Raw genomic sequence first — 21,666 nt, 5'->3', positions numbered from 1 at the left:
CATCTCAGACCCCGATCTCGGTGGCGCACAAGTACAGATTGCGGGCCTCTTCGATGTACGGCATCAGGTCTTCGCTGGCCTTGCCAATGACTTCGTACTCGGCCCCCTGCGGGATGTAGATGTTCGCAAAGCGGGTGCTCTGCTGCCCAGCCTCGGTGTTGGGGCCGATGTGGGTCACGCCGAGCGCGCCGCGCACGATCTGCCCGTCGATCAGCTCCACCTCACGCGCCGAGGAGCGCATGAAGGTCACCCGGCCAGAAGGCCAGAAGTAGGGCGCGTCCGGCGCGTCGCCTTTGCCCGCGTAGGTGGTGAGCGTGACGGATTTCAGCACGTCAAGCGACTGACTGGAGCGGTTGAAGGTGCCGTCCGCGTTCGTGCCCGCCTGGCTCAGCTCGTAGCGGATCACGGTGGGGCTGGTCTGCGTGCGGCTGCGAACGATGATGCCGTTCGCCGGGTTGTTGACAATCGCGGTGAAGGTCGTGGGGTCGGTAATCCCCATCGGCTCCTGGCGCAGCTTGGCGCGGGCGTCCTGCACGTCAGTCCAGAACAAGCTGCCCGGCTTGTCGTACGCGGCAGTCCCAGTGCGGCTCACCTTGTAATCGGCAGGCACGCTGAAATCGAGGTCCACGCCGTTCCCGGTCTTGGAGTCCTTGACCTGGATCTTACCGTACGCCAGCGCCTGCGCCCGGAAGACCTCCTCGCCGTAATCGAGGGCCAGCAGCAGGCCGTCTTCGACCACGCGACTGATGAAGTTCTCGTAGACCGCCTGCGGATTGGTGCCGCTGTTCAGGGCGACGGCCCCTTGCTGCATCGCGCCGCGCATGATGGCAGCGTTGGCGCGGGCGTGCATGGCGTCCTGCAAGGATTCGTTCAGCTTGCTTTCCGCCGTGATCTTGAAGGTGGTCCCGGTGAAGCTGACCATCTGCAAGCTGCCGATCTTCGCGTAGGGGCTGTCCACAGCGGTCAGAGCGGCGGGTTCGGTGACGATGCGGAAGCTGCCCGTCTGGATCTCGGCCAGGGTGCTGCTGACCGGCGGCAGGAAGTTGGCCAGGTAGAGATTCGAGAGGGCGATGGGCCGTGTGGCGATGTACTGATTCAGGCCCGAAGTGATGCGGGCCAGGGCTGCCTGGAATGGGTTCACGAACGCTCCCTTAGACCGTCACAATCAGGCTGCCCTGACTGGCTTGGAAGATGAAGTTGGAGCCGAGCGCGGTTTTCAAGCCAGCGCTGAGCACTTTGGGCGTGCCGATGGCGTCAGGAAGCTGGTCCTCGTAGATCACGCCGCCTGCGTACAGGCCGGTGGTCAGATCAGAGCCGCGCGACGTGCCGGGCAGGGGGGCTTCCACGATGTCCGAGGCCATCAGGAACGCTTTCCCGGCGGCTTCGGTGCCAGCAGCGGGAATGAGGCTCTTGTCGGTGTCGCGGATAACGACCGTTCCAGCCGGAATCACGCGGTTGCCCGCCGTGCCGAATTTGGCGTCGGTGAAGCTGGCGAGCTTGACGGTGCCGCCGAGGGCGATGCGCTGGAGGCTCTGTTCGTCGGCGGTAAACTTCACGCCGAGGCCGTAGGTGGTCACAGTTCTACTCACGGTTTAGCTCCTGTGGAGGGTGTGGCGAAGGGATCGACAACAACGCGCTCAGCACTCGGGGCGCGGCGGCCCAGGGCGTCCTGAATGGCGTTGCCGGTGGGGGCGGGCTGGCTGCCTGCACCGCTTTGCCCAGTGATGACCGTGCCTTGCGGCGGCTGGCTGGCTGGGAAGAGGGCGGGCATGAAGGCCGTCCAGTGCTGCTGGGCGTAGGTCCGCAGTTCGCCCTGATCGGCTCCCTCGGCGTTCAGGACGCGCACTTCCCGCCGTGCGGGGTTCGCGCCTTCTGCTGGGATCTCGCGCACCTCGGCCCGCAGGCCAGCCACGCGCAGACGGTCAGAGAGGACGTCTGGGTTCGCGCCGGAAGCGTCGGCCAGGGTGCGGCCCGTCTCGCGCTGCACTGCCGCTGAGCCTTGCTCAAGCTGGGTGCGGAGGGCGACGGGGTCAGCGTTGATGGCCTGGTAGGCGGTCCACTGCTGGGTCTGCTCGGGGTCAGCACGGTTGCGCCTTGCGCGGGGAGCTGGCCTTCGAGGGTGCGAATCCGGGTGCGGTACTCGCGGTTCTCGTCGAACAGGAGCTGCGCGGCCCGGTCACTCCCGCCTTGCCGGTCGATCAGGTTTTGCAGGCTGCGAGCGATGTCGCCGCCGCTGGGCTGCGCCGGAGCCGCTGGCTGAGCAGCGGGCTGGGCGGGCGTTGCGGGTGCGTTCCCAGGTTCGGCGGGGCTGCCGCCTTCCCAGAGGGTCGGAGCTGGCCCAAAGAGGCCCCAGCCGGTGCTGTAGAGCGCGGAGAGGGTGGCCCCGCCGTGCGGGTTGGTGGGGGCGGTGACAGCCTTGCTGGTCATGCAAGCAGTCTGGAAGAGCGTGTGACACCCTGGCAGCGAAAACCGCCCGGTGAGGGGCGGCTGGGGTCAGTGCTGGGTTTTACTCCCGCTCAGGCCGGTGCCAAGTACTGGGAGCGGAGCCTTCAAGCTGTGAGGTGGCCCAGAAAACGTCATTGCCGTCCAAGAAACACTGGAGGTTGCAAGTTGCTGGCCCGAAGACGTTCACCACAATGGCCGCGACGTGCTGGCCTTCCTCGGCGCGGTTGCCGATGTGCGCTTGCGCTCCTAGGGGCCACTGCTCATCCTTGATGCGCTCGGCTATGCTCGGCCCGGTAGTGCGGCGGCGGTTGATCTGGTCGGCATCTTGGGCTGAGAGAACGTAGTGCACGATCCGTCCGATGGAAGGGTTCATGCCCCCAGGATTCCGTGCGGTCTGACACCAAGTGAAAACCGCCCAGTGGGGCGGCAGAACCTGAATAGATTTCAGGTAAACGAATCTTTGAGTCGTTGAACTCTATGCGGGATGACATATAAGTATTCAATCAAGTTTTCAAGAAGCTCAACCATTTGCACAGCCATGGCCTGATCCGTCTCTTGGTCAAGGTCAAAATGGGCACCTAGGTTTCCGCCCTCGCGCATAGCATGTGCTAGAGCAAGTATGGGGGCATCAAGATTGGCGTTTTCGGGAAGCCCTTCTATAACTTTATACAGGGTCTTATCTCTAGTGGCACTCGGATCGCTATATGCTAATTTCACGACGCCCTCTAATGTTCTTCTGGCGAGAGTCGCTACTGCACTAGGTATATTTGCGTTCAGAGTCGCGATAGTATCAAGATATGATTGTTTGACACGATCAGGAACCAAATCTAATCCGCTTATTGGCTGTCTCTCAATGGTGATTGCAGACTCCATATAAATTTCGGCAAGCCGACCATTTTGGTCTGTACCAAATCCAAAAAGTCTTATAGGGTTATTGCACCGTGGATTGGGACATCTCGTAGTGAAAAGCCAAGTGTGTTCACCGTACCAATTGCTACTAGATGTATCAAGAGCCGTCATCTGCTTGCAATGCCCACAGATGATGCTGACATTGACAGGCTTGCTGGGATTTTGTCCTGGAGCCCATCTCGTAACAACCGTTATTGGAAGCCGCTGCATACGTTAATTTACCAGTAGTTGGCCTTCGGTTTTCGTGCTTCCAGCTTGTCCGCTCAGGTGACAGGTGCAGCCCAGCACCGACACATCACCGCCTGTCCTGGCAGTTCCGGCGCACTCCGCCACGTGAACACCCGGCCTTGCAAGGCCTGATGGGCCGCACGTACTCGCCTGTCCTGCTGGGTTTCCCACTGGAACTGCTTCACGCCCAGCGTCTTCAGACGGTCTATCCCGGCCCGACTCGCCGCCGTCAGCATCTGATCCTGGGCAATCAGCACCGCCCGGCTTCTGTGAACGCCCAGGCGGGCTTGCAGCAAGTCAGCCGCCTTCTCGGGCGTGAGACCCAGCCGCAGGGCTTCCCTGACCGTCTGAGCCGAGTCATTGCGGAAACGGACAGTCTCGGTTTGCCAATACTTATTCATGGCTGCCCTTTGCCGGTCGACTGCCTTCACCTGCAAGCTGGCCGGATCATTCAGTTTCAAGCTGGAATCCAAAAGTTTAACAAGATCGTCAGAAGTTAAGATTCTGTCCCGCACGGCCCGCTTCAGCACTGCCGTCAGCTCAGCGGGCGGCGTCCGGGTAGCAGTCATGGCCTCGTCGATGCGGCGCAGCACCAGCGGCAGGCTTGCGCGGCGTCTGCCCGGCGGCAGGGCCAGCACGCGGGTCAGCTCGGCCTCAGCGGCCTTGAGTGCCACTTTGCGGAACTGGCGCAGGACCGCGCCCCGTGCGGCGTCCAGGTGGCCGTCTTCCCGCTTGCGGGCCAGGGCGATGAGGCGGCGGGCTTCAGGGGTTTGGGGCATTGTCCAGGGCCGCGCCGTCAAGCGCGTTCAGGTCTGCCAGGTTGACTGGAGCAGCGCCGCCCAAGTCTGCCTGCCGCTGCTCTTCCACTTGGCTGTCTGAGATGAGCAAGGCTGGGAAGGCAAGTTGGAGCGCCTTCAAGCCAACCCAGGCTGGGGCCGCCGCCAGAATCTTGAGGGCCAGTGCGGGCGTGATTCCCTCAATGGCCATGCGCTCTCTCTCCGCTTGGCTATCTTCCACGCCGATTCGAGCATGAACCGATTCGAGGCTTATCACGCCCCCTTCATGCAGCTTCAGGGCCGTATCCACCTCGGCAGGCGTGGGCTGCACAGCACTCATGCGGGCCTGCACCGTGGCGTGGAAAGCGTCGTACTCCGGGCGTCGACCAATGAAGTGCAAGCCGAGGCGCAGCACGGTATTGATGACCCAGCGGACCAGCTGCTCAAGGGCCATGCGGGTCGGTTCCAGGCTGCTGATGAAATCCTGCACCGCCTGAATGCGGCTGACGCCGTTCACGCGCCCGTCGCCGGTCATCAGGACGTGCAGCTGCTTGGCCTCGTCGAAGATGGCCTCCCGCACTTCATCGAACGTCTCGCCGAACACGCCCCAGCCGCTTGGGTCTTTGTACTGGACGGACGGGGTGGAGAAGTTGCCGGAGGGAACCAGCTTGCCCGTCGCCTCATCCTTGACCATGATGGCCACGCCGTTCAGGAAGTTCGTCACGCCTGACCCAGTGTTGTAAGAGCTCGGCACAAACTTCTGACCGCCTGGAGCCGCCGAGTCCTTGACCCACTGACCGGGCATTTGGGCATTCAGAATGGTGCGCTCAACGAATCCGCCCAGGTCGATGTTGCGACTGCCCATCGTCATGGTCTTGTCCGCGAACAGCGAGAGGCGGCGCACGCTTTCGGTGATGAGCGGGTCGAGTTTGACCTCGAACAGCAGCAGATCCGGCACGGGGTAGGTGTCGCTGGGGTCGTTGTCCTGGCCCATGCTGGCGGGCGTGACTTTGGTCATTCCGTTTGGTAGGCGCTCTTGAATCTCCCAGAATGGGAGGCCCATCGCGTCCTTGTAGTGGAAGTAAGCCGAGTTCACCCGGCCTTCGATGTCCCTGACCACGCCTGCCGCGTCCCAGCTTGGGGCCTGGACGCTGATGAAGCCCAGGGCGTCCGCTAAGGTCAGGCCGCCGGGTACGCCGGGGCCGGAGTTGCCTTCGCCGTCGGTCACGTTGGCTTCCAGCTTGCTGCGGGGCACGAACAGGCGCAGCGTGCCCCGTTCGCTCCACAGGGCGGTGGTCAGTGCCTTCTGGATGCTCAGCCACACGCCCGAGTTGTCCCACCAACTGCTGAGGGCGTCGGTGAACTCGTCGACCAGCTTCTGTTCAGCCGCGTTGGGCTTGCCGCCTTTGGGCAGTTTGCGTTTCGGTGTGACGCTCCACAGCGGCTCCCGGCCTGCGATGCCGTTCACGTGGCGCTGCACCACGTTCAGGGGCAGGTTGCGGCTGATGAAGGTGCGCTCGATTTCGGCAGTGACGCGGGCGACGTTCGCGCCGCTGTCGGGGCTGCCGTCGTATCTGGGGAGCGGGCCGGTCCAACCCCGCGATCCATTCCAGTGGTCATCTCGAATCAGCGCCGCGCTGAGTTGCAGGTCAGACCTTCCAACGCGGGCCTGTTGCTGTCGCCTGGCCAGCCCAAGCGGGGTCAGAACTTTAATCAGAGAGACGGGCGCGGCAGCATCGGGCATGGTCCTAGCGTGTCAGGCGGCATGACAGCCGGACTAGAAGGACTGGGAGTACGTGCCGGGGATGAACAGCTCAGGCGGCTGATACAGCAGGCTCTTCACGGCCAGCGCGTTGGCAATCACGATGTCGTCATGCAGACCGCTGGGCGCTTCATACCGCACACCCGTGGCGGTGCTTTTGGCCTGAAATGCAGCCATCTCGCCGCGCTGGGCTTCATCGGCGAGCAGGTTCACCATGCCGCGCTCCAGGGCCAGCGCCAGGCCTTCCACCAACGGCGGTTTGCTCTGGGCAGTGAACTTGAAGGCAGTGGCGTTGTCGTATTCCTTGCGGAGCAGTTCGAACACCGGATCGCCCAGGCCGGTGGCGTCCACGGTGGCGCGGGCGTTGTTGTATTGCCTGAGCAGTGCCGCCACCCGGCTGACGCTGCGCTCCCACGTCTCGCCGCGCCAGCGGGCCAGCTTCACCTGGCGGGCAGGCGTCACGCTGCTGTCCAGAATGCTGACCACGGTGTAATCCACCGCCCGGCCCAGATCCACCCCGGCGACGTAGCTGTGGTCCGCTTGTGGGTCTTCGGGGGCGGGCAGGATCAGGCGCGCCGCCAGCAGCTCGCGCTTGAAGAGTGCGCCTTCGTCATCCACGAACTCGGCCAAGAAGTACTTCCTGAAGAGGCGTTCGGGCATGGTGCGCTCCAGCCGCTCCAGTTCTTCACTCGGAAAATACGGGTTGATGCTGGTGGGCAGTTGCAGACTGCGCTGGCCTTCCTGCCCACTCTGACCCGCGTAAAACCAGTCCCGGTACCAGTTGGGGTAATCCGGCGTCCCGATCGCCAGCGCCTGTCCGCGCCGTTCACTGAGGGCAGGCATCAGCACCTCGACGGCGTAGTTCGGAACGAAGCCCGACTCGTCGATGATGGCGAATTTCACGCCGTCGCCCGCCAGGCTCGCGGGGTTGTCGGCACTCTTGGCCTGAATCACCGCGCCAGTCTTGAAGCGCAGCGTCAGCTCCGAGAGGCTGACCTTATCCACCAGCGGGGCCAGCTTGGTTGTGCATTCCACCATCGCCGCCATGAACAGCGCTTTGGCGTGGGCGTAGGTGTCACTGACGACGTAGACGAGCGGCGGGCCGAACTGATCGGGCGGCTGCAAGGCCTGGTAGATACTCTCGAAGCGTGCGCCGTGGGTCTTCCCGGCGCGGCGGCCATACAGGCAAACCAGGCGGCGGGTTTGCGGGTCATCAAGCGCGGCGTGCATCTGCATCTGGCCCGCGTGGGGCGTGTAATGAAGAGCACGCCAGAGGCGATTTCGGCTAATCGGCAATTTTTACACACCTCCAACCTTTGTGCGACTTCTGTCTACCCTTTGCCACACTGCCCATAGAGGCATCCGAAAGACTGTTATTACGGCAAAAGGCTTTAAGATTTTTTACCTCAATTTCTAACCCTTCTGGATCGGTTAGAAGCCAGTGCCTTGAACACGATTCACGGTGTGCCTCGATTGCGTCTTGAGATTTGGGGGCTTTTCTCCCAGTCATACGCTTAGATATTGCGGCGCACTGCTCGGGTGTGTGTTTCTTGCCCCTGTTAGATTCAGCGCGGCGAGCTACAAGCTCGGCAGGCTGTTTTCTTCCGGTGAGGGCCACCCTTATCTTTTCCACAACCTCAGCGGGCCGCTCTTTCCCTAACTTACTGGCCCTAATTTTTCCCTTTGCTTCAACGCTTAAGCGACGTCCCAAAGAGTTTTCACGATGCACGTGGGCAATCTTTCTCTGAGCTTCGGCCATATTCGCTCTCGCCAATTCAGAGTGCTTATATCCGCCTGTGCCTTCGCCGCCGGGAGCTAGATTGGTCAATCGGCAACCAATTGAACGGAAATAGCTAATCCAGAAAACTTCAGCTTCACGCCAAGATTCTTCTATGCAACGCTCTATAAGAAACATTTCCGGCTTCAAATCTTCAGATAAAACACTCTTTATCCAACGGTTCTTATACGTGTTATCGGCCAAATGATGCTTAGATATGTGCCGTCTATACCGATGGCGCATATCTTGAGCTTTGCCGACATAACGCAGCTCCTGAGTACGTGGGTCAATCAACCCATAAATGGATGTGATGGTAGTATTCGTCACGTGCAGACCTCCTGTGTCTGTACTGCTCCTGGGGATGGCCGTCCCGCGAGGAGCTTTGTCATACAAATATAGCATATTCTTCGTCCCAGACGCACTTAAAACAATCGTGTAGCCGAGCGCCTTCCACAGCTTGCGGCGCTGAATCGGCATCAGTCGTCGCCGCTCAGCGCCTCGATCAAACGCTGGGCAGAGTCATCCTCATCTGCGCCCGAATACTTGAGCTTCAGGCCAATGGTTTTGACTTGCCGGTCAATCACCTGCATTTCCATGTTGAAGCCCGCCAGGCCCATCTGTTCGGCATCTTGGCGCATCACTTCCAGCCGCCGGGTCAACTTGTCCAGCATCTCAAGGTCCGTCGGCAGGGTGGCTGCAAGGTGGCCGCGCACGATGTCCTTGGTGGCCTCGGCGCGCTCACGGCGGCGGTCTTTGAGGAAGCGGTTGACGGAGCTGTAGCTCACCTGGATCTCTGGGCGCTCGGCGATTTTGCGCCCGCTCAGGCCCTGCGCCGCGAGCTTGAGAATCAACTCCTCTTGCTGCGGCGTGAGTGGATTTCTTGAATCGTCCGGCTGAGTCACTGATTCATCATGGTGCGTGCGCTGACACAGGAAGGACGTCTGGGCGCATTGATTCAGGTGAATCAGGCAAGGGAAAGCCGCCCGGCGAGGGGCGGCGGTCTGTGCGTGTGGGTTGGGTCAGCGGGCAGCAGGTGAAGTCAAGCGGCCACATCATCCAGCAGAACATTCAGCGCGACGTCGATCTGGCTGCTGAGGGCGTCTCCCTCGGCGTACCATTCCGGCGATCCGAACGAGGCCTTCAAGGGCGGGGAGGCGTCCCACTGCTTTGCCGCCACGTCCTTGAGCGCGTCCCCTGCCGCCTCGAAGTGAACCTGCCAGTCCCCAGGCGCAGCATCGATGCGGCCCAGGTAAGCCGCCGCCTCGGCCGGGGCCAGTCGGGGTGCGAGGGTGGTCAGCAGACGGCGGATCTGGGCGCGGCCCTCGGGAGACTGGGAGAGGGAGCGGAGGCGGGCGAAGGGGGAGGTCACGGTCATGAGCTGCCCCCTTCGGTGAGTGCGGTGGCAAGATCACGCAGTTGCTGGGAGGTCAGCTTGTCGAACTGGTGTTCAAGCTCCACCCGACGCGCCTGATCGGCAACAAAGAGCGGGCCAGCACGCTCAAAACTCAGTTCACCAGCTTGATAGCCAAGATGCAGTTTCCTGAACGCCGCCTGGGCGTCCTTGTGATCGGCCAGCAGCGTCAGCACTGCGGCAGCTTTGACGGCTTGAGCGCTCATGCTGCCCACCCGCCGACCATCAGGCCCAGCTGCCCGTAGGCGTACTCGCGGACCAGATCACGCTCGGCGGCACTCAGGGCGGCCAGACTCGGGACCACCCGGTTCAGAACGTCACCGGCCAGGGCGTAGTGCTCGCGGTAGCCGAGGCGGCCCAGCTCGCGGTGGAGTTCACAGGCGACGGCCTTCCCGATGACCGGCGCGGACACTTTGGGGGATACCGGCGTCAGCACCTCTTCCAGCAGCCAGACGCGCTCAGCAGTGCGGAGGGTGGCGACGGCGCGCTCCAGTTCGGCGGGCTGGCCGTTGATCTCGGCCACCAGGCCTGCATCGGCGCGGGTGAGCTGGACGGTGGAGTAGGTCACGTCGGTCACCACGCCGCACTCGCGGTCTACGTTCAGGACGTTGAAGGTGCGGCTGTGGGCGCGGGTGCCGGTGTTGGGGGTAAACTCTTTCATGTCGTTCTCCTGCGGGGGTTTGACTCAGATTCGGGCGCTTACTTCGCAAGGGAGGCGCTCGTTTCTGGTATGGATATGTTACCCCATAGAGTTTAGTATGTCAACTCTATGGGGTAAGTCTGTGCTAACCTATTCGTATGGATACTCCAACACGCGCCGTAGAAAAAGCACTTGCCGAGGTAGGAATGAACCGTGCAGACCTGGCCCGCAAATTGAAGGTGACTCCGCAAGCGCTTAGCCGGGTGCTTAAGGTTGAGCAGGTTGCCAGTCAGCGCAGCCTCTGGCCCGAGATTCTCAACGCCCTCGGCCTGGAGATCGTCATTCAGCCCAAAGAGGGCAGCAAGTGAGTGCCGATGATCTTCCTGTCCATTACAAAAACCTGCTGATGCAGTACGAAACGCTACGACGAGACCACCAGCGCTATCTCAAGCGGGCCTCTCAGGCCAAAAAAGCCCACGAAAAGGCAGCGCTAAGCCTGGCAAAAATCCCTGATCCGGCGGCAAAGAAAGAGGCCGTCAGGCTGATGCAGATTGCCCGGGGGTTCCCCGGTGAAATAGAGGCAGAACTGCTGGAAGCACGTTGGGGAGATTTCCCCGCCCTTGAGGATATTCTGGGAGGATCCAACTAGTCATCAAGCAAACTTCCCGCAAAGCCGCGCCCGTGAATCCGCACTGGGCGCGGCTTTGTTTGATGCTTTGTGGCGTAGGTTGAAATCAATCCATCAAGCAAAGAGCCTAGCGCCCAGCTTTGAACAGCTCAAACTCCATCCAGGGATAGGCGGCCTTGACCTCTCGGAACTTGATTTTGAAGCCTTCGGTTTCCATGCCTTTCACGTCTTCGGCAGTCACCCGGCCCCCGCTCCAGAAGATCAGGAAGTCCGCCACGTAGCGCGTGCCGCCCGGCAGATAGAACACCGGCTGGCGCATGAAACCCACCACATCGCCCGCCTTTTCCAGCAGCTTGAGCTGGTCGAAGCGGGCGGCTTCGGCTTTGCTGGGAAAACTTATCCCGTCCCGCTCGGTGCGAACGGCACTGAACTTGTGATGGGCGAAGGGTCGGCTCACTGGCCTTCCAGCAGCGCCAGGCCGTCCGGCGTGATGACGTACCGCGTCTGCTCAGCCCGGCCCGTCACGGCCCACAGCCCACCTTTGACGAGCTGGCGGGCGAGCGTGCGGGCGTGGTGCCACTCGACTCCGGCTTGAGCGTGCAGAGCGCTCAGGTGCTCGAAGGCGGGCGCACTCGCGGCGCTAGCCGTGAGCAGGGCAAGGGCAGCGGGATCATTCACTTTGGGCCTCCTGTTGCGGTGGCGGTGCCTGCGGGGGCGGGGTCGGCTGCGAGAGCGGTTCATGTAGCCCTCAGCACACCGGACGGCACGATGGCCGTGTGACCGTCGGGCCACTGCACCAGAACATTGGCGGGCCTGCTGCCAGCGCGGGGCACGGTCAGGGCGGTGCAGGCGGTGCCGCGCCGGGCATCGTCGCCTTTGCCCTCTTTCGGGCCGTAGCGGTATTCCTGGCCGGTGGTAATCCAGCGATACTTGCGCGGCTTCACTCGGTCACTCTCCGGTAGCTGCTGACAATCCCGCGCAGCGTTTCATCTGAAATCGACAGGAAGGCGCTGAACACCAGTTCGTCCCGCTCAACGGGCGGCAGGTGGTCGAGCCCGAACAGACCGAGGCGCTGCTGAACCCGCTCCCTGAGTCCAGCAGCGTCTGCGCTCATCTGGCGGCCTACCATGCCCACGTCTGCCAGATTCGTCACGTCCCTGAGCGTCCCGGCGGCGATGGCCTTGTCGATTTCCGGCACGGTTACGCCCTTGTCCAGCGCTCTGGCAGCTTCGATCAGGTCTGTCTGATCTGCCTGGGCGCTCACTCCGGCTTCGAGGGCGAGGCCAGCGCGCCAGAGTCGCCAGGCGGTTGTGCGGCTGATCCCGGCGGCTTTGCTGAGCGTGGTGCTGAAGTCACCCTGATGCCCGGCGGCCAGCCAGCGGAGGTGAAGGACGCGGGCTTCGCGGGCGCGGTCTGCCATGCTGCGCTGCGTGGCCTGGAAGCGTTGGCCCCAGGCGGCCATTTCCTGTTCGAGCGTGAGGGCGCGGACTTCGAGGCTAGGCACGCGGGCGGTCACTGCGGCCCCGCTTGCAGTCGGGCGCGGCGCTGGAGATACCACTCCCGCTTCTGCTCAGCGAGTGGCAGCCGTTCAGGAAGGCCTTCTCGGAAGATGTCCAGCGTCTCGCACCACTGCAGATCCGTCAGGTAGCCCCGGCTGATGGCCTCGTCAATACTCTCTGCCACCAGGGCGCGGCTCTTCAGATCATCAAGCAGGTAACGGGCCGCCTGGGCCGCGTGAGGGCTGGCGTGAGGCCGCTCATACCCCGTCACGTCCGCCAGGTCAGGCGCAGTGTTGCGGCTCATACGGCTCCGTTCGTTTCGCGTTCGCGCAGCTCGGCGAGCAGGCCCGACTGATTCCACCTGGGATTGACGCCGAGGGCCAAGGCGGACCCAGCCTTGAAGCGGCGGCGGCAGGTTTCTGGGTGGGCACCGGACCGGGCGGCCAGCCAGCCAGGGAAGTCACCGGCCACCGCATGACGGGCGAAGTCGAGATAGAGCGCGTAGGCGGCGCGGGCGGACTTTTCAATTCCAGCCCGGCCAATCCCGCCGATATTGGCCCACTCTGAAGCACGTTTTTCCAGCGCCAGCACGTCAGTATTCGGTCTTTTTTGACCAATTTCCTCACTTTGAGGGAGATATTTGAGACGTTGGCTTACATTCAGGCGGGTTTTTTGGGTCTTGACCTTGTGACGCTTCCGGACGGCCCGCCGTGCTTTCTGGCCGTTCTCGCTCCAGAACCGGGCCGCCTCCCCTTTCATGAACGCCGACCACTGCTCTTCAGTCCTGGCTCCGGCGGCGATGGCTTCGTCTGGGCTGGTGTGGACGGTGCCGCGCAGGAACTTCACGGCGGCCTTGTCGGCATAGTGGCGCTTGACTGGCATTTATTGACCTCGCATCTGGCGGCACAGGCGTTTCAGGCGGCGCTGACCTCGCACCAGGACGGTGACGACGGTGCAGGCGCGGGGATCGATCCGGCAGACGTGCGAGCCGAGGGTGTAGACCTCGCGCTCGGCGTTGACCTGGCGGTGCTGGCCTTCTTCGATCACGCGGGCGATGGCTTCGCGGGCGGCTTGATCGTCGGGGCACTGCCAGCGGGTGCGGGCACGGTCTAGGGCGTGGCGGGTGATGGCCGGGGCGGTCATTGCCGGGCCTCCTCGAACAAGGGTGCGAGCTTCGGTGCCAGCGCTGCTTTCTCCAGGCCAAGCCGCCGGACAGCCTCGCGGCGCACGGCGAGCCACATCTTGTACGGGTGGTGCTCGCGCGCGCCGAACGGGTACGCGGCGTCAATCTGCGCGAGGACGGCTTTCGGGGCCTCGCCTGCTTTGCGGCCAGCCTCCACGATGGGCCAAATGACTTTGCCCGCTCTGCTTTGCCAGTAGCTCATCTCGGGTTCTCCTTGAAGCTGAACGTCCGCAAATTGGCGTTCAGATGCACGGTCTTCGTCGGACCGTTGCGGTTCTTCCTGACGATCAATTCCGCCTGGCCGGGGCTGTCTGCGGGGTCGTAGTAGTCGGGCCGGTGAATGAATGTCACGGTGTCGGCGTCCTGCTCCAGCTCGCCGCTGTCTCGCAGGTCAGGCAGATCGGGGCGGTTCTCGCCGCGCTTCGTCACTTCACGGGAGAGCTGGCTGACCAGCAGCACCGGCACGCCTAAGCGCTTGGCCACGTCCTGCTTGAGCGTCTTGGTGATGTAGCCGTAGAGCTGGGTGCGGTTGTCGGCTTGCCCTCTTGGAGCGCTGGCCCGGACGTGGCTGAGCTGGTCGACGATGATGAGGCTGAGCGGCGCGGCAGCGTGCTCCCGCCAGCAGGCGCTGACGATGCCCTCCAGACTGGATTCCTCGTCGATCATCCAGTGGGGGCGCATGGCTTCGAGCTTCCCGGCGGCCTGCTTGAGACGGTGCTCAGCACCCACCATCGGCGCGGCGTCGTGGCGCAGGTCCACGCCGCTGATCCGGCTAAGGGTGCGCTGGCGGGTGATGAGCGCGCCGTCCTCCAAGCTGAACATCAGCACCCGCCCCGGCCCGCGCTGATCGCCGAGCGCCGCACTCTGGGCAAACTGGCTGACCAGCGCCGATTTACCGACGCTTGGCCTTGCAGCGAGGATGTTCAGCGTCCGGGGCTGCCAGCCGCCCAGCACTGCATCGAAGCTCGGCAGGCCAGTGGTAATGCCCCGGTAATGCATGGGGTGCAGGAGCCGGTCAATCGCGGTGCCCAGATCGTCGGCCACGCTCACGGTGCTGCTGCTCGGCGTCTCGGCCAGCAGCTCACCCAGGCGGGCGTGCGTGCTCGTGATCGCGCCCAGGGCGTCCGCTTCCGGCTCGCTGAGCGTGCGGGCCAGCACGGCGGCGCTGCGATGGGCTTCTGTGGCGCGGTAAGTGCTCAGAACCCCACGAGCCACGGCGGGCAGCTCGCGGGGTTGCAGGCTGTAGGCGTCCAGGCTGATGAGATCGTTCAGGGTCATGCCCACTGGCCAGCGCGGATCATGCTGATGCTCGGCAAGGGCCACAACGCCCAGGTTGCCCGCTGCGTGAACCTCGCGGGTCAGTTGCCACAAACCGCCGTAGTGGACGAAGTGATGCGGCTGGAGGGCGCGCACTTCCGGCAGCTCCAGCACTTCCGGGTCCAGCAGGGCCGTGCCGATCAGCGACTTCTCCAGGTGGCCGGGGTTGCGCGGGTCGAAACCGAACTCGGGCAGGCTCATGCGCTGCGCCTCACGGCGGGCTGCGTGCTGGCCCAGGGCACGGTGAGGTAATCGGCCAGGCCGGGGCCGGTCTGGATGCTCACCAGCCGGTCAGCGTGCAGCACTTCCAGCACCTTGCCGGAGTTGGGGCCGCAGACGAGGATTTCACCCAGGACCGGCACGCGGTCAGCCGGGGCCGTGTGTTTGGCTTTCAGGTCGGCTTTGTACTGCTGAACCAGCTCGACAGGCCAGGGCTTGCGGCTGTCCTGATTGAGCAGGTCCGCAATGGTGAACTGACCCTTAGCGCCGGGCAGGGTGTTTGCCAGGTCACGGGCCAGTCGGATGAACGCGGGCGTGTACTGTTCGGCCCAGCGCGGTAAATCTTTCTGGTAGCGGCTTACAAACCCGTAGCCCAGCAGGCCGTGAAACAAAACTATCGCGTCCTCGCCGCCCGCCGCCGCGCCGCGCCCCGGAACCGTGCTTTGTGCGCTGTTCGCTGGGTACGTTTCAGGTGCAACAGGTGCCAGGTCGTTTTCTTCCTGTGAGGGCAGATCAATATCAGATGCCAAATCTATTTTTTGATCTTCTGGGGTGGCTGGCGGCTTCGGTTCTGCAGAATTATTGAAGTCGCCTTCCCTTCCTTCCCCTGGATCTACTTCTAAAGGATCTACTTCAGGTGCCTTTCTCAGAGGCGGCCCCTGCCTTTCTGGCGTGCGGGGGGTGCCTTTCTCAGAGGCGGGGGGGCCTAGCAAAATGATGTCGTTTGTGGTCTGGCTGTTGTCCTCTTCTCGGAAGCGTTCGCGCAGTTCCAGCCAGCCTTTATCACGCAAACCATACAGAGCTTTCTGAACCGCCGGGCGGCTCATCTTGCAGCAAGCGGCGATCCTTTTTTGCCCTTCCCAAACTCGCCGCTCGTCACCCACCCGGCGGCAAAGGTGTGAGTAGACCCTGAACTCGTATACGGTTAAATCGCTGTCATCCACGTCGCTGTGGACGAACATGCCCAAGGCGAAACTGTTACCACGCGGCTTGATGTTGCTCACAGCCCCATTCCTGTCAGTTCCATCGCAGCCATGAACACGTCCATGCGCTGATCCGGGTGCAGGGCCAGCAGGCGCGTCAGGCCTGTGAGCGTCATGCCGTCTGCCTTGCACCAACTCGGCAGGAAGGTCAGCTCGTCATGCTCGCCGGTCAGCAGCGGCCCGCGCAGCACGTTGACCCAGTAGGTCAGCGCTTCGTCTTCGGCGAGAGCCAGGCCGACAGCGGCGGCGGGGCAGACGCGCTCAAAGATCGGCAGGTACAGCGCCCGCGCTTCGTCTACCGATGCGGGGTAGAGGGCATCCAGCATGTTGATGCCCTCTACCTCGCCGCGCTCGCCGAGGATGAAGATGGGCCAGGAGACGCCGAGCTTGGCGCTGGGCTGGAAGTTCTGGCGTGTCATCGAAATGTTGCTCACAGCTACTCAGCCTCCCCGGTGCGCGTGCTGACGCGCTGGCCGACGGTCCAAAGGGTGGAAAGGCAGGCGGGCATTGACGGCCAGGGCCGCGTGCAGGGTCGTGGGGTGGGTCCGGTAGTCAGGCATCAGTCCGCCGCCTCTTGAAGTGCCACGCTCAAATTGGCGTGGGTGAGTGCTGCTGCCAGGTCGGGGCAGACGCTGTTTCCGATGGCCCGGACCTGCGCGGCCTTGCTGACCGGCTTGCCCTCGGCGGTGCGCTCCAGCACGTAGTCGTCACTGAAGCCCTGGCACTTCGCCAGTTCGCGCGGCGTCAGCATCCGCATACCGATGTCGGCCAGGACGTACAGCTCGCCCTTGACCGTGACCAGCACCAGCTGCTGCGCGTGATCGGCATGCTGCTCCAGGGCCTGCGGCGCGTACTCGTTCAGCAGGGCGTAGACCTGACGGGCGCGGGCGAGCATTTCGGCTGGCAGGGCAGGCTGGCAGGTTGCAGTGATGACACCGGTCTTGCCCTGCCCGGTGGTGACGATGGTGCCCAGCGGCGCGGACACGTCAGCGGCCTTGCTGGTCCCAAACTGGCGCATCAGCGTGGCCAGGGTCGGCGCGAAGCGGTCCACCGTCGGCACTGTGCGGAGCGGTTCATTCGCGGGCTGGCCAGGGTCGCCGCGCCCGTCCTGGCTGTAGTAAGTGGCGAGATGGCCGCTCAGCAGGGCGTGGTGATCGACGGTGGTCACAGTATCCAGCGGCCCACTCACGGCGATGCCTGCGCCCTGGTAAGTGCCGCCGTAGTGCTTGACCAGCGAGGCCACAGCCAGGCGACTGCCGTTGCCGGTGGTGACTACCGTGGGCGAAGGCAGCTCGACGCTGACCGCCCGGCTGGCCTGGCCCACGTTCTCGCCATAGCGCGGCACCAGATAGCCGGTCAGCAGTTCGTTCTTGTTGTGGTTGGTGGTGACAGTGCTGAGCGGTTCCTGGGCGCTGCGGGCCGGGGCCTGATGCTGCTTGTTGGTCACGCAGGGCGCGAGCACTGGCTGCACCAGGCCGTGCGCGTCATACGCCGCCGTCACCGTCTTCATCGGCTCGGCCAGATCCTGCCCCCGGAATGCCTCGCCGCCGTGGTTGCAGGTGACGATGAACGGCTCCGGCGCATTGAGCACGAACCGCTCGATGCCGCGCGCGATGCGCTTCATGGTGGCTGGGACCAGCGCTTTTTTGCGGGTGAAGATACTGGGCGCGTCCAGGCTCCAGTCGATGCACGAAGCGGCTGTGCGCCAGGGCTGGAGCAGGCCCGCTTTCACTCGGGGGTCGCTGGGTTTGGCATGCGTGGGCGCGGGCCAGATGATCGGCAGGCCATCGCGCCGGGCAACCAGGAACAGGCGCTTGCGGATCGTTGGCGTGCCGTAATCGCAGGCACGCAGCTCGCGCCACTCCACCGCGTACCCCTGATAGCGCAGGGCGTTGACGAAGCTGTTGAAGGTGCGCCCCCTGTCTTTCGGGCAGGGTCGGCCATCGTCTTGCAGCGGCCCCCAGGTCTGGAACTCTTCGACGTTCTCAAGGATGATGACGCGGGGCTTGACCAGCGCGGCCCAGCGCAGCGCCACCCAGGCGAGGCCGCGAATCTTCCGGTCCAGCAGGCCTGCGCCTTTCGCTTTGCTGAAGTGGGTACAGGTGGGACTGAACCAGCAGAGCGCCACGCGCTGCCCCCTGGTGATGTCCAGCGGGTGAACCTGCCACACGTCCTCCACGCTGTGATGGCTGTGCGGGTGGTTGACGCGGTGCAGGCCCACGGCCACCGGATCATGGTTGATGGCGTGGTCCACCGGGCGACCCAGGGCGCGTTCCATGCCGCTGCTGGCCCCACCCGCTCCGGCGAAGTTGTCGATGACCAGTTCACCCTCGGCCAGCAGGCCCGCATTTCTGCGAGCGGCGAGGTAGGGGAAGAGTGGGGCGTAGGAGTGCTTCATCCCGCCGCTGCCGCCAGTTGCTTGGCCTGCCAGGCTTCCAGCTCAGCCACCGGCACGCGCAGCAGCTTGCGGCCCAGGCGGATAGCCGGGAAGCGCCCGAGGCGGATTTCGCGGTACAGGAAGCCGGGCGAGACGTGCAGGCGCTCAGCGGCCTGGGGAACTTCGAGGTACTTCGGTTCTTTGCTCATGACTGGGCCTCGGCGGCGGACTTGAAAGCGCGGCGAGCCTCAGCAAGCATCTGCTCCGCTTCGCTGTTGTCCAGGCCGCTGAAGGTATCGAGGAGCACGTGGGCCTGCTCGGCGGTGAGTGTCTTTGTGCCTTCCGGCTTGACGCTGTTTAAGCTGTAGCCCCAAAGCGCGGCGCGGTCTTCGCTGGTCTTGGCTCCGGCCCGGCTTGCGTGGGCACAGAGCGCTTTGCGCTGGCCTTCGCTGAGCAGCAGTTCTTCCACTGGGGCCACATCAAAGGGCGGCGTGTCCTGAGCTGCGGCCTGCTCTTCTTTGATCTGCCTGCCGACCTCGCGCAGCGCGTCGAATGCGCTTCTGGCCTGCTCAACATCCTTGCGCCAGTCGGGGAAGTGCGCCAGCGCCGCGACAGCCCGCTCACGGCCTCCCAGACCGTTGATCTTTGTTCCGGCCTCGCCGATCTTGACCACCCAAGCCTCAAGAGCGGCGTTCGGATTCGTCGCCTGGACAATCTGCCGGGTCACATCCACCGTGCGGGGCTGAGCCTGTTGGGGAGCCGGGGCGGGATTGTCCGCCTGGGCCATTTCGGTGTCGGTGTAGATGCCAGAAAGCTCAGCCGGGAAGGCTTTCCGCAGGGCCAATCCCTCGCAGCACTTTCCCAGCATGGTGTAAGGCATCTTGGCCCACATGTCGGAAACGGTTTTGTTGCCGGTGGCCTGACCGTTTTTCCATTCGTTCTTGGTCTGAACGTACTCGCTCCAGCGGGCCGTCGCCGGGAACTCCGCGATATGGCCCTGCACCAACCGCCGAGCAACCACCCGCGCCCACTCTGGATAGCCCTCAGCATTCAGCGGCCCGAACTCCGGGTCAGACGTGCCGAGGTGCGTACCGGTGCGGCTGGCAATCAGGCGGTAACCGTCGATGCCAGTCTGAATGGTCATCTTGTCTTCGCGGCCTGACTTGCGCTTGATGGCATACACCTGCTTAGCGAAGGGGCTTAAACCCGTGCTTTTGCAGACTTCAAGGAACAGCGCCAGCTCAAGGTCGGTACAGCCGACAGCGACAGTATTTTTAATCAGGTCGATCTGCTCGCGGCTGAAATCGCCGGGCTGTGCGAGGGGCATGTTCTGCGGTCGGGTTTCAATCGCGGTCATTTCGTCGCCTCCAGGGCCGGTACTTCAGCGCGTTGAGTCAGAACCACTCCAGCCAGTACCAGGGCCAGCCCGATCAGGCCCACAGCAGCCAGCGAAAGGCCGGTGAAAGCGTCGAGGGTCAGCAGCAGGGCGATGCCAGCGAAGATCAGGGCCGCGCCGAGGTTGAAAGCCAGGCGGGAAGTCAAGCGCCACTCCCGATCTCGCTGATGAGCTGCCGCCACTTGCTGTAAGCCGCTTCCTTCTCAGCACGGCAGGCGTCTTTCGCTTCCTGCGCCGCACCAGTGCGCCACAGCCAGACACCCTCACGCACAGCCATGAAGTACCCGGCATAGGCAGCGTCTGCGGCGCGGCTGGCCTCGCTGAGCGGGTGGGCCTGGATGAGGGTGATCATCCGCGCACCGCCGCTTCGAAGGCTTGCTGCTCACGGGTCATGGGCACGCTCGCCGCACCTTCCGCCGCCTGCGCCGCTTCGATCAGGTGGGCAGCCAGCAGCCGGGCCTCGCGGGCCGTCAGGAACTTCGAGGCCATCACCAGATCCGCGCCCGCCGCTGCACCCTCAACCGCAGTGCGCGGCAGGCTGAGGCAAATGGGCAACACGCAGTTCTCCACCGTGATCTGGGCAACCTCGAAACCGCCCCACTCGTCGCTGAGAATGTCAGCGGTGTAGATGGGGGCGCTCACTGTCCTGCCGCCTTCCGGCCTGCCCACACGCCGCGCTGGCGCTCAATGCGGTTGCGGCACTCGCCAGCACTGAGCATGTTGCCCCCGTCCATCACGGCCACGATGCTCACGCCCTGCGGCTGGGAGGCTTTGGCGCTCAGGTGGGCGTCCACGATCTGCTTGCCGTGAGCGAGGCTGCGGCAGGGGCGGCGGAGGCCAGCGACGAACCAGCCGCAGGCAAGACGGGAATTGGTCTGGTAAATCTCAAATCCGTTGTACGTTTCTGCTAGGGTGGTCACTGTAAAACTCCTTTTTGTAGTTGCCCCGGCCCTTCACTGCCGGGGCTTTGTTTTGTCGGCTAGGCCGACGCTTCAATCCGGTCTGCATAGGTGGAATTTGCCTCGGTATTTATTTGCAAAGCCTTAATATCCTCAGCAGCAAACAGCTCCATGACCGGAATGTCCAAGACCGTGGCAAGCCGCACCGCAACGTCAATGTGCGTGTTGCGCGGCAAACCGCGTTCATGCGCTGCCACAAACGGACTAGAAACATGAGCTGCACGTGCTAGGCCGTCTTGCGACAGCCCCCGTGCTCGCCGGTGCTCCTTCAGTCGTTTCATTCGCATACCCATAGAATAAGGCTTAGCGGGTAATACGTCAATATCGGTAAGGCTTTGCCATTGGACAACCTGTAGACCCGTAACTAGTATTGTGATATGGGTATGGGGATATGGGTACTATGGCGACTGCAGAGACCTGGGGAATGACAAACATGCCACGCGCAAAGAGGGCATCGAATGCCAATTTGCCTGCATGGGCAAGGGCTTTAAGGGTGCGTCGAGCCGAGCTTGGAATTAGCCAGGAAGAAGCTGCCGCACGCTCCGAAGTCCTTAACCAAACGACCATCAGTGAGCTAGAGAACGGAAAATACGAGCTTGGCAATCTGACAGCTGCTCGTCTTGCCGCCCTGGCACGCGGTCTCCAATGGACTCTTGCGGAACTCGAAAGAGCTGTTGGTGTTGATTTTGGGCTTGGAGCCTACATGGAATCTATCCAGACTCAGCAAATGCATACCGAGTACCAGCAACAGCCGGTCTACAAACTTAATAGCTTGGTTGAGAAAGACGCCACGCCTTTTGAGTACGCCTGGCTACCCCCAGGCCGAGGCGATGATCAGGCATTCACTAGGGCCTTGCTTATCGAAGATACGGACATGGAACGCATGGGCCGCAGTCTTCACCCGGATGACATCGTTTTCGTTCGCACCGACGAAACGGCACCCATACCAGACAATCTCTACGCCATCGTGCAGGAATCAAAAGTCATGATCCGCCGCTATGTAGAAACTTCCATAGGGGCGGCCTTCGTTGCCGACAGCCCTGCACTCTCGGGGCAACTAATCTCCCCAAGTAAGGTCACCATCGTGGGCCACGTGTACCGCGTATTCAGCGACTTCAATAACTACGGAAACTAACCCGGTTTTTGCCCTTGGAGGC

36 protein-coding genes are annotated in these 21,666 nt (G+C 63.1%); 3 read left to right on the top strand and 33 right to left on the bottom strand.

Annotated features, from left to right (window positions below; translation table 11 throughout):
• Positions 1-4 precede the first annotated feature (4 nt).
• From N0D28_RS08315 to N0D28_RS08250, 14 genes are all read right to left on the bottom strand, one after another.
• Complete coding sequence (locus tag N0D28_RS08315; protein WP_260559071.1) at positions 5-1,141, bottom strand: major capsid protein; 1,137 nt, start codon at positions 1,139-1,141, stop codon at positions 5-7.
• Between the two features lie 10 nt (positions 1,142-1,151).
• Positions 1,152-1,589, bottom strand: a complete 438-nt coding sequence (locus N0D28_RS08310; RefSeq protein WP_260559070.1) for a hypothetical protein — start codon at positions 1,587-1,589, stop codon at positions 1,152-1,154.
• Positions 1,586-1,846, bottom strand: a complete 261-nt coding sequence (locus N0D28_RS08305; protein ID WP_260559069.1) for a hypothetical protein — start codon at positions 1,844-1,846, stop codon at positions 1,586-1,588. The genes N0D28_RS08310 and N0D28_RS08305 overlap by 4 nt, the downstream gene beginning before the upstream one ends.
• The gene (locus N0D28_RS08300) at positions 1,834-2,427 is read right to left on the bottom strand and encodes a hypothetical protein (protein WP_260559068.1); all 594 of its coding nucleotides are present in this window, start codon (positions 2,425-2,427) and stop codon (positions 1,834-1,836) included. Before N0D28_RS08300 ends, N0D28_RS08305 begins: the two co-directional genes overlap by 13 nt.
• A gap of 79 nt (positions 2,428-2,506) precedes the next feature.
• Positions 2,507-2,818 carry a hypothetical protein gene (locus N0D28_RS08295; RefSeq protein ID WP_260559067.1) on the bottom strand — a complete coding sequence of 104 codons (312 nt, stop codon included), beginning with the start codon at positions 2,816-2,818 and terminating at the stop codon, positions 2,507-2,509.
• A gap of 71 nt (positions 2,819-2,889) precedes the next feature.
• Positions 2,890-3,465 carry a DUF4145 domain-containing protein gene (locus tag N0D28_RS08290; RefSeq protein WP_260559066.1) on the bottom strand — a complete coding sequence of 192 codons (576 nt, stop codon included), beginning with the start codon at positions 3,463-3,465 and terminating at the stop codon, positions 2,890-2,892.
• Between the two features lie 152 nt (positions 3,466-3,617).
• Positions 3,618-4,361 (bottom strand): minor capsid protein, encoded by a 744-nt coding sequence (locus N0D28_RS08285; protein ID WP_260559065.1) that lies wholly within the window; start codon positions 4,359-4,361, stop codon positions 3,618-3,620.
• Entirely contained in the window at positions 4,345-6,102 is a 1,758-nt protein-coding gene (locus N0D28_RS08280) for a hypothetical protein (RefSeq protein WP_260559064.1), read from the bottom strand. The genes N0D28_RS08285 and N0D28_RS08280 overlap by 17 nt, the downstream gene beginning before the upstream one ends.
• 33 nt (positions 6,103-6,135) lie before the next feature.
• Positions 6,136-7,356 (bottom strand): phage terminase large subunit family protein, encoded by a 1,221-nt coding sequence (locus N0D28_RS08275; RefSeq protein WP_260559063.1) that lies wholly within the window; start codon positions 7,354-7,356, stop codon positions 6,136-6,138.
• Positions 7,357-7,405: 49 nt separating this feature from the next.
• Positions 7,406-8,224 (bottom strand): hypothetical protein, encoded by an 819-nt coding sequence (locus N0D28_RS08270; protein WP_260559062.1) that lies wholly within the window; start codon positions 8,222-8,224, stop codon positions 7,406-7,408.
• Positions 8,225-8,373: 149 nt separating this feature from the next.
• Positions 8,374-8,748 (bottom strand): COG3415 family protein, encoded by a 375-nt coding sequence (locus N0D28_RS08265; RefSeq protein WP_260559061.1) that lies wholly within the window; start codon positions 8,746-8,748, stop codon positions 8,374-8,376.
• A 188-nt stretch (positions 8,749-8,936) separates the two neighbouring features.
• Positions 8,937-9,272 carry a hypothetical protein gene (locus N0D28_RS08260; protein WP_260559060.1) on the bottom strand — a complete coding sequence of 112 codons (336 nt, stop codon included), beginning with the start codon at positions 9,270-9,272 and terminating at the stop codon, positions 8,937-8,939.
• Positions 9,269-9,514: a hypothetical protein gene (locus N0D28_RS08255; RefSeq protein WP_260559059.1), complete on the bottom strand. Its 246-nt coding sequence runs from the start codon at positions 9,512-9,514 to the stop codon at positions 9,269-9,271. Before N0D28_RS08255 ends, N0D28_RS08260 begins: the two co-directional genes overlap by 4 nt.
• Positions 9,511-9,969, bottom strand: coding sequence for a hypothetical protein (locus N0D28_RS08250; RefSeq protein WP_260559058.1), 459 nt, complete (start codon positions 9,967-9,969; stop codon positions 9,511-9,513). The genes N0D28_RS08255 and N0D28_RS08250 overlap by 4 nt, the downstream gene beginning before the upstream one ends.
• Before the next feature lie 137 nt (positions 9,970-10,106).
• On the opposite strand from N0D28_RS08250, the gene N0D28_RS08245 reads away from it, so the two are divergent.
• Together N0D28_RS08245 and N0D28_RS08240 are read left to right on the top strand one after the other, a co-directional pair.
• Complete coding sequence (locus N0D28_RS08245) at positions 10,107-10,316, top strand: helix-turn-helix domain-containing protein (protein ID WP_260559057.1); 210 nt, start codon at positions 10,107-10,109, stop codon at positions 10,314-10,316.
• Positions 10,313-10,597 carry a hypothetical protein gene (locus N0D28_RS08240; protein ID WP_260559056.1) on the top strand — a complete coding sequence of 95 codons (285 nt, stop codon included), beginning with the start codon at positions 10,313-10,315 and terminating at the stop codon, positions 10,595-10,597. Before N0D28_RS08245 ends, N0D28_RS08240 begins: the two co-directional genes overlap by 4 nt.
• A gap of 106 nt (positions 10,598-10,703) precedes the next feature.
• Here N0D28_RS08240 and N0D28_RS08235 read toward each other — a convergent pair whose 3' ends face one another.
• The 19 genes from N0D28_RS08235 to N0D28_RS08145 form a co-directional block, all read right to left on the bottom strand.
• A complete protein-coding gene (locus N0D28_RS08235; protein WP_260559055.1) occupies positions 10,704-11,033 on the bottom strand; it encodes a DUF1064 domain-containing protein in 330 nt (109 codons plus the stop codon).
• A complete protein-coding gene (locus tag N0D28_RS08230) occupies positions 11,030-11,254 on the bottom strand; it encodes a hypothetical protein (protein WP_260559054.1) in 225 nt (74 codons plus the stop codon). Before N0D28_RS08230 ends, N0D28_RS08235 begins: the two co-directional genes overlap by 4 nt.
• A 59-nt stretch (positions 11,255-11,313) precedes the next feature.
• Complete coding sequence (locus N0D28_RS08225) at positions 11,314-11,520, bottom strand: hypothetical protein (RefSeq protein WP_260559053.1); 207 nt, start codon at positions 11,518-11,520, stop codon at positions 11,314-11,316.
• On the bottom strand, positions 11,517-12,092 hold the full coding sequence (locus N0D28_RS08220) for a hypothetical protein (protein ID WP_260559052.1): 576 nt from the start codon (positions 12,090-12,092) through the stop codon (positions 11,517-11,519). Before N0D28_RS08220 ends, N0D28_RS08225 begins: the two co-directional genes overlap by 4 nt.
• Complete coding sequence (locus N0D28_RS08215; RefSeq protein WP_260559051.1) at positions 12,089-12,379, bottom strand: hypothetical protein; 291 nt, start codon at positions 12,377-12,379, stop codon at positions 12,089-12,091. Before N0D28_RS08215 ends, N0D28_RS08220 begins: the two co-directional genes overlap by 4 nt.
• Entirely contained in the window at positions 12,376-12,957 is a 582-nt protein-coding gene (locus tag N0D28_RS08210; protein WP_260559050.1) for a hypothetical protein, read from the bottom strand. The genes N0D28_RS08215 and N0D28_RS08210 overlap by 4 nt, the downstream gene beginning before the upstream one ends.
• Positions 12,958-13,218: a hypothetical protein gene (locus tag N0D28_RS08205; protein WP_260559049.1), complete on the bottom strand. Its 261-nt coding sequence runs from the start codon at positions 13,216-13,218 to the stop codon at positions 12,958-12,960.
• Complete coding sequence (locus tag N0D28_RS08200; RefSeq protein ID WP_260559048.1) at positions 13,215-13,460, bottom strand: hypothetical protein; 246 nt, start codon at positions 13,458-13,460, stop codon at positions 13,215-13,217. The genes N0D28_RS08205 and N0D28_RS08200 overlap by 4 nt, the downstream gene beginning before the upstream one ends.
• Positions 13,457-14,776, bottom strand: coding sequence for a DnaB-like helicase C-terminal domain-containing protein (locus N0D28_RS08195; protein ID WP_260559047.1), 1,320 nt, complete (start codon positions 14,774-14,776; stop codon positions 13,457-13,459). The genes N0D28_RS08200 and N0D28_RS08195 overlap by 4 nt, the downstream gene beginning before the upstream one ends.
• On the bottom strand, positions 14,773-15,798 hold the full coding sequence (locus N0D28_RS08190; RefSeq protein WP_260559046.1) for a helix-turn-helix domain-containing protein: 1,026 nt from the start codon (positions 15,796-15,798) through the stop codon (positions 14,773-14,775). Before N0D28_RS08190 ends, N0D28_RS08195 begins: the two co-directional genes overlap by 4 nt.
• The gene (locus N0D28_RS08185; protein WP_260559045.1) at positions 15,795-16,196 is read right to left on the bottom strand and encodes a hypothetical protein; all 402 of its coding nucleotides are present in this window, start codon (positions 16,194-16,196) and stop codon (positions 15,795-15,797) included. Before N0D28_RS08185 ends, N0D28_RS08190 begins: the two co-directional genes overlap by 4 nt.
• A 140-nt stretch (positions 16,197-16,336) precedes the next feature.
• Complete coding sequence (locus tag N0D28_RS08180; protein ID WP_260559044.1) at positions 16,337-18,175, bottom strand: DNA cytosine methyltransferase; 1,839 nt, start codon at positions 18,173-18,175, stop codon at positions 16,337-16,339.
• The gene (locus N0D28_RS08175; RefSeq protein ID WP_260559043.1) at positions 18,172-18,363 is read right to left on the bottom strand and encodes a helix-turn-helix transcriptional regulator; all 192 of its coding nucleotides are present in this window, start codon (positions 18,361-18,363) and stop codon (positions 18,172-18,174) included. The genes N0D28_RS08180 and N0D28_RS08175 overlap by 4 nt, the downstream gene beginning before the upstream one ends.
• Positions 18,360-19,511 (bottom strand): phage recombination protein Bet, encoded by a 1,152-nt coding sequence (gene bet, locus N0D28_RS08170; RefSeq protein WP_260559042.1) that lies wholly within the window; start codon positions 19,509-19,511, stop codon positions 18,360-18,362. The genes N0D28_RS08175 and bet overlap by 4 nt, the downstream gene beginning before the upstream one ends.
• Positions 19,508-19,696 (bottom strand): hypothetical protein, encoded by a 189-nt coding sequence (locus tag N0D28_RS08165; protein WP_260559041.1) that lies wholly within the window; start codon positions 19,694-19,696, stop codon positions 19,508-19,510. Before N0D28_RS08165 ends, bet begins: the two co-directional genes overlap by 4 nt.
• A complete protein-coding gene (locus N0D28_RS08160) occupies positions 19,693-19,902 on the bottom strand; it encodes a hypothetical protein (RefSeq protein WP_260559040.1) in 210 nt (69 codons plus the stop codon). The genes N0D28_RS08165 and N0D28_RS08160 overlap by 4 nt, the downstream gene beginning before the upstream one ends.
• On the bottom strand, positions 19,899-20,192 hold the full coding sequence (locus N0D28_RS08155; RefSeq protein WP_260559039.1) for a hypothetical protein: 294 nt from the start codon (positions 20,190-20,192) through the stop codon (positions 19,899-19,901). Before N0D28_RS08155 ends, N0D28_RS08160 begins: the two co-directional genes overlap by 4 nt.
• Positions 20,189-20,470 carry a hypothetical protein gene (locus N0D28_RS08150; RefSeq protein ID WP_260559038.1) on the bottom strand — a complete coding sequence of 94 codons (282 nt, stop codon included), beginning with the start codon at positions 20,468-20,470 and terminating at the stop codon, positions 20,189-20,191. Before N0D28_RS08150 ends, N0D28_RS08155 begins: the two co-directional genes overlap by 4 nt.
• 59 nt (positions 20,471-20,529) lie before the next feature.
• Complete coding sequence (locus tag N0D28_RS08145) at positions 20,530-20,796, bottom strand: helix-turn-helix transcriptional regulator (RefSeq protein WP_260559037.1); 267 nt, start codon at positions 20,794-20,796, stop codon at positions 20,530-20,532.
• Positions 20,797-20,909: 113 nt separating this feature from the next.
• Here N0D28_RS08145 and N0D28_RS08140 point away from each other — a divergent pair, with 113 nt between their 5' ends.
• On the top strand, positions 20,910-21,644 hold the full coding sequence (locus N0D28_RS08140) for an XRE family transcriptional regulator (RefSeq protein WP_260559036.1): 735 nt from the start codon (positions 20,910-20,912) through the stop codon (positions 21,642-21,644).
• Positions 21,645-21,666: the final 22 nt, after the last annotated feature.

Origin of the sequence: Deinococcus rubellus, assembly GCF_025244745.1 — a bacterium.
GTDB lineage: Bacteria > Deinococcota > Deinococci > Deinococcales > Deinococcaceae > Deinococcus > Deinococcus rubellus.
Note: the sequence above shows the minus strand (reverse complement) of the source record. Positions and strands in the feature narration are given on the sequence as shown.

Excerpts from the sequence above, each read along its gene's own strand:
- N0D28_RS08300 (WP_260559068.1), bottom strand. The coding sequence starts at position 2,427 with ATGACCAGCAAGGCTGTCACCGCCCCCACCAACCCGCACGGCGGGGCC.
- N0D28_RS08295 (WP_260559067.1), bottom strand. The coding sequence starts at position 2,818 with ATGAACCCTTCCATCGGACGGATCGTGCACTACGTTCTCTCAGCCCAA.
- N0D28_RS08290 (WP_260559066.1), bottom strand. The coding sequence starts at position 3,465 with ATGACGGCTCTTGATACATCTAGTAGCAATTGGTACGGTGAACACACT.
- N0D28_RS08285 (WP_260559065.1), bottom strand. The coding sequence starts at position 4,361 with ATGCCCCAAACCCCTGAAGCCCGCCGCCTCATCGCCCTGGCCCGCAAG.
- N0D28_RS08280 (WP_260559064.1), bottom strand. The coding sequence starts at position 6,102 with ATGCCCGATGCTGCCGCGCCCGTCTCTCTGATTAAAGTTCTGACCCCG.
- N0D28_RS08275 (WP_260559063.1), bottom strand. The coding sequence starts at position 7,356 with ATGCAGATGCACGCCGCGCTTGATGACCCGCAAACCCGCCGCCTGGTT.
- N0D28_RS08260 (WP_260559060.1), bottom strand. The coding sequence starts at position 9,272 with ATGACCGTGACCTCCCCCTTCGCCCGCCTCCGCTCCCTCTCCCAGTCT.
- N0D28_RS08255 (WP_260559059.1), bottom strand. The coding sequence starts at position 9,514 with ATGAGCGCTCAAGCCGTCAAAGCTGCCGCAGTGCTGACGCTGCTGGCC.
- N0D28_RS08250 (WP_260559058.1), bottom strand. The coding sequence starts at position 9,969 with ATGAAAGAGTTTACCCCCAACACCGGCACCCGCGCCCACAGCCGCACC.
- N0D28_RS08245 (WP_260559057.1), top strand. The coding sequence starts at position 10,107 with ATGGATACTCCAACACGCGCCGTAGAAAAAGCACTTGCCGAGGTAGGA.
- N0D28_RS08215 (WP_260559051.1), bottom strand. The coding sequence starts at position 12,379 with ATGAGCCGCAACACTGCGCCTGACCTGGCGGACGTGACGGGGTATGAG.
- N0D28_RS08210 (WP_260559050.1), bottom strand. The coding sequence starts at position 12,957 with ATGCCAGTCAAGCGCCACTATGCCGACAAGGCCGCCGTGAAGTTCCTG.
- N0D28_RS08205 (WP_260559049.1), bottom strand. The coding sequence starts at position 13,218 with ATGACCGCCCCGGCCATCACCCGCCACGCCCTAGACCGTGCCCGCACC.
- N0D28_RS08200 (WP_260559048.1), bottom strand. The coding sequence starts at position 13,460 with ATGAGCTACTGGCAAAGCAGAGCGGGCAAAGTCATTTGGCCCATCGTG.
- N0D28_RS08195 (WP_260559047.1), bottom strand. The coding sequence starts at position 14,776 with ATGAGCCTGCCCGAGTTCGGTTTCGACCCGCGCAACCCCGGCCACCTG.
- N0D28_RS08185 (WP_260559045.1), bottom strand. The coding sequence starts at position 16,196 with ATGACACGCCAGAACTTCCAGCCCAGCGCCAAGCTCGGCGTCTCCTGG.
- N0D28_RS08180 (WP_260559044.1), bottom strand. The coding sequence starts at position 18,175 with ATGAAGCACTCCTACGCCCCACTCTTCCCCTACCTCGCCGCTCGCAGA.
- N0D28_RS08175 (WP_260559043.1), bottom strand. The coding sequence starts at position 18,363 with ATGAGCAAAGAACCGAAGTACCTCGAAGTTCCCCAGGCCGCTGAGCGC.
- bet (WP_260559042.1), bottom strand. The coding sequence starts at position 19,511 with ATGACCGCGATTGAAACCCGACCGCAGAACATGCCCCTCGCACAGCCC.
- N0D28_RS08160 (WP_260559040.1), bottom strand. The coding sequence starts at position 19,902 with ATGATCACCCTCATCCAGGCCCACCCGCTCAGCGAGGCCAGCCGCGCC.
- N0D28_RS08145 (WP_260559037.1), bottom strand. The coding sequence starts at position 20,796 with ATGCGAATGAAACGACTGAAGGAGCACCGGCGAGCACGGGGGCTGTCG.
- N0D28_RS08140 (WP_260559036.1), top strand. The coding sequence starts at position 20,910 with ATGGCGACTGCAGAGACCTGGGGAATGACAAACATGCCACGCGCAAAG.